At 44.1% G+C, this 4,619-nt stretch carries 2 protein-coding genes; both read right to left on the bottom strand.

Going from position 1 to position 4,619, the window contains the following annotated elements:
- Positions 1 to 48: 48 nt before the first annotated feature.
- Positions 49 to 2,568 (bottom strand): DNA gyrase subunit A, encoded by a 2,520-nt coding sequence (gyrA, locus tag VN429_RS00715; protein ID WP_325628710.1) that lies wholly within the window; start codon positions 2,566 to 2,568, stop codon positions 49 to 51.
- Positions 2,558 to 4,570, bottom strand: coding sequence for a DNA topoisomerase subunit B (locus VN429_RS00710; RefSeq protein WP_325628708.1), 2,013 nt, complete (start codon positions 4,568 to 4,570; stop codon positions 2,558 to 2,560). Before VN429_RS00710 ends, gyrA begins: the two co-directional genes overlap by 11 nt.
- Positions 4,571 to 4,619 lie beyond the last annotated feature (49 nt).

Raw genomic sequence — 4,619 nt, 5'->3', positions numbered from 1 at the left:
CTGTAATGTTAATCAGACAGAATAAAAAAAATGATAAAGTGGAACTGGTTATTCCATGTCAGGAGCTGCATCATCGTCGCCCTCGTCGATGATTTCAGCTTGAGGAATGTCCTGCAGTTCCTGTGATTCTTCAGGAGAGAGTGAGGTTACTCCCACTACCCGGTCTTTTGCTCCGATTCTCATGATTCGGACACCACGGGTGCTGCGTCCCTGAATCGAAATCTTGTTTACTTTAGTCCTGATAACATTTCCTTCTGCACTCATCAGGATGATCTCTTCATCTTCTGATAAGGCAAAAGCAGTTACGACTCCATCATTACGCCCGACTTTGATGTTTCTGACACCAAGAGTTCCTCTTCCATGACCCCGGTACTCATCAAAGCTGGTTCGCTTTCCGTAACCAGCTTCCGTGATAGTAAGCAGGAGTTTTCCTTCTTCCACAACAGTCAGGCTGCGGACAACATCATCATCCCTCATCCGCATTCCAATAACTCCGAGAGCATTACGATGACGAAGAGAGATCTGATCTTCATGGAATCGCAGACTCTGTCCATATCTGGTCGTGATTAGTACTTCCTGGGTTCCATCAGTAACAATCACATGAACAAGATGATCGTTGTCACGCAAAGTTATTGCATTCACTCCGGTTGAACGTGGACGTGAAAACTCATCTTGTGGGATTTTTATCGTCATCCCATGTTCAGTTAAGAAGAGGAAGAACCGATCTGAGCAGAATTCTTTTACAGGAATTACCGCTGTTACCCGTTCATCATCATTGAGATCAAGCAGATTAACGATGGCCTTTCCTCTGCTCTGGCGTGAAGCCTCCGGGATATCGAACACTCTCAGCCAGTATGCCCTTCCTTCAGAAGTGAAACAGAGAAGATGATCATGTGTATATGCAACAAAGACCTGCTCAACAAAATCTTCATCCTTCGTTGAGATACCCATCACACCACGTCCACCACGACCCTGAGTCCGGTATGCATCAATATCAATATATTTGATATAATTATGATGAGTAAGACAGACCAGTACCTGCTTATTTGGTATGAGATCTTCTTTGTCAATGGTAGTGGTATCAATGGTTATCTGGGTTCTTCTGCTGTCACCATATTTGGATACAGCCTCATTAAGTTCCCTGGCAATTTCTGCTCTGATATGACTTTCTGTTGAAAGAAGCTCTACCAGGCGACGGATCTCTGCTTCGAGCTGATCCCGTTCATCTACAAGTTTCTGCTTTTCTAGTGCAGCAAGACGGCGAAGCTGCATCTGGAGAATTGCTGTTGCCTGAGCTTCATCGAGATCAAATTTGGAAACCAATGCTTGTTTAGCTTCATCAGCAGTTTTCGATGCTCTGATTGTAGCAATAACAGCATCGATATTGTCGATTGCATGAAGAAGACCACGGAGAATATGGACCCGTTCTTCTGCTTTTCGTTTGTCAAATTCACTTCTGCGGGTGATGACCACAATACGGTGCTGAACAAACTGCTCTATGAGTCCGATTAAACCGAATACTTTCGGTTGCAGATCCATAATTGCCAGGTTGATAATACCAAAGGTACTCTCAAGAGCAGTATGCTTATACAGGTGATTCAGTATCATCTGGGGATGAGTTCCCTTTTTCAGATCGATGACAATCCTCATCCCTTCCTTGTCCGATTCATCCCTGATGTCAGATATTCCTTCTATCTTCTTCTCTCTGACAAGATCTGCAATGTACTCAATCAGACGTGCTTTATTGACCTGATACGGGAGTTCAGTAATAATAATCTGTTCCCGTTTACCGGTTTCATCAATATCAGCAACGCCCCTGACTGTAAGTTTTCCGTACCCTGTATGGTATGCTGACTTGATTCCATCAGTACCCATAATGACTCCACCGGTAGGAAAGTCAGGACCCGGCAGAATCTTCATCAAGTCATCAACGGTTGCTTCAGGATTATCCAGATAATAAATGATAGCTCTACAGACTTCACCTACATTATGTGGTGGCATCTTGGTTGCCATACCAACTGCAATACCATCAGAACCATTTATTAACAGATTCGGCAGTTTCGCCGGAAGTACATTGGGTTCTTCAAGAGACTCGTCAAAGTTGGGAGAAAAGGATACTGTTTCCTTTTCGATGTCTTCAAGTAATTCCTCAGCTTCTGGTTTCAACCGGATTTCGGTATAACGCATTGCTGCCGGGGCATCACCATCAATAGAACCAAAATTTCCCTGCCCATCAGCAAGCATCATACGATATGTCCAGGGCTGAGCCATTCTGACAATCGTATCGTAAATCGAAGAATCACCATGTGGGTGATACTTACCCATGACTTCTCCGACTACACGGGCGGATTTTTTGTAAGCCTTGTCATGGGTGTTACCCATCTCCCACATTGCGAACAAGGACTTTCGATGAACCGGCTTAAGACCATCCCGTACATCAGGGATTGCTCTGCCGATGATAACCGACATCGCATAATTGATGTAAGAGGTCTTCATCTCCTCTTCAATATTGACCCTGTTTACACGGGGGTTGAGAATGCTAACCTCTGGCTGCTCTTCAGATGTCAAGGTTGGTCACCTCTTTGCAGTGTCTCTTAATGAAATCTTTACGGGCAGTCACATCATCTCCCATCAATTTCTCGAAGATCTCATTTGCATAACTTGCGTCTTCGATCTTCACCTGCTTGAGAATTCGTGACTCAGGATCCATTGTAGTACTCCAGAGTTGAATTGCATTCATTTCTCCAAGACCTTTGTATCGCTGAACTCCAACTCCCTTATCTCCCATCTCACCCATCAGTCTGCGCATATCATCCTCGGTATATGCGTAAACTTCCTGTTTTCCTTTTGCAATCCGGTAAAGGGGAGGCTGGGCCAGGTAGATATAGCCGGCCTCGATGAGTGGAAGCATGTACCGGTAAAAAAATGTCAAAAGCAGGGTAGCGATATGAGCTCCATCGACATCTGCATCAGTCATGATGATGACGTGATGATACCGTGCCTTCTCAATATCAAAGGATTCACCAACTCCGGTACCAATTGCTGAAATCAGAGCCTGAATTTCATTGTTCTTTAGAATTTTATGTACCGTTGCCTTTTCTACGTTTAGGATCTTACCTCTGAGAGGAAGAATAGCCTGGAACCTTCGATCCCGTCCCTGTTTGGCGCTACCACCTGCAGAATCTCCTTCGACAATATACATTTCACTCTTTTCAGGAGCACGTTCAGTGCAGTCTGCCAGTTTTCCAGGAAGCCCGGAAGAATCGAGAGTACTTTTTCTTCGTGCAAGTTCTCTGGCTTTACGTGCTGCTTCCCGTGCCTGAAATGCTAATACTGCCTTTTCGATGATGGCGCTGAGGTCTTTGGGATGCTCTTCAAAGTATTCACAAAGTGAGGCATAGACCAGTGAATCAACAATACCCTTAACGTCACTGTTCCCAAGTTTCATCTTGGTCTGACCTTCAAACTGAGGATTTGCCATCTTTATTGATATGATGGCAGTCAGACCTTCACGGACATCTTCGCCTTTTAAAGAAAAGTTTGGATCCTTGATTGCCTTATTTTCCTTGCCCATCTTGTTGATGGCTTTTGTTAATGCTGATCTAAAACCCTCAAGATGGGTTCCACCTTCACGGGTATTGACACTGTTAACATACGTAAAGATCTTTTCTGAATATCCGTTGGTGTATTGAAATGCGATGTCCACCTCAACCTTGTTTTCAAGGTCAGATTTCTCAAGAGCGATGACACTCTCATGAATGGGCGGTACATCCTTGTTTAAAAACCGAACATACTCAGTTATACCGCCGGCATATGAAAAGGTCTCACGGCATTCATTCCAATCCTCGCATCGTTCATCGCAGATTTTAATTGTAATGCCACAGTTCAGGAATGCAAGTTCTCGCATTCTGTGTGCAAGTACATCATAATCAAATTCAACAGTATCAAAGATCGTACTGTCAGGTTTGAACGTTACTATTGTGCCGGTGACTGCTACTTTATAAGATCTGAGAAAATCTTCTCTATTATCCGGTGCGTTACAGGGAAGTGAACCATATCGGCGAATATACCGCTGATTCAATTCTTCGAGTGATTCTTCACGGCAAGTCATCTCTTGGATGACTCCTCCGCGAGAAAACTGCATCTCGTATTCGTTGCCGTCTTTCCAGACTTTTGCAGTTAATTTCACAGATAAAGCGTTAACAACAGATACACCGACACCGTGTAAACCTCCGGAGACTTGATACGTGTCTTTATCAAATTTTCCTCCGGCATGAAGGACGGTAAGTACCGTTTCTAGGGCACTTTTGTTGTTATTATCCTTCATTGGGTCGATCGGGATACCCCGGCCATTATCTTCTACACTGACACTTCCGTCAGGGTGTATAATGATATCAACCTGGTTACAGTATCCGGCAAGTGCCTCGTCGATAGAATTATCAACAACTTCATATACCAGATGATGAAGACCACGTGTATCGGTAGAACCGATATACATTGCCGGGCGTTCACGTACCGGTTCAAGCCCCCGCAATATTTTGATATTTCCAGAATCGTACGTGTCTGACAAAGTGAACCCCCATTCAAAATGGAATAGTTACGATAGTACCCTATACTAT

Origin of the sequence: Methanospirillum sp., from assembly GCF_035560735.1 — an archaeon.
Taxonomy (GTDB): Archaea; Halobacteriota; Methanomicrobia; order Methanomicrobiales; family Methanospirillaceae; genus Methanospirillum.
Note: the sequence above shows the minus strand (reverse complement) of the source record. Positions and strands in the feature narration are given on the sequence as shown.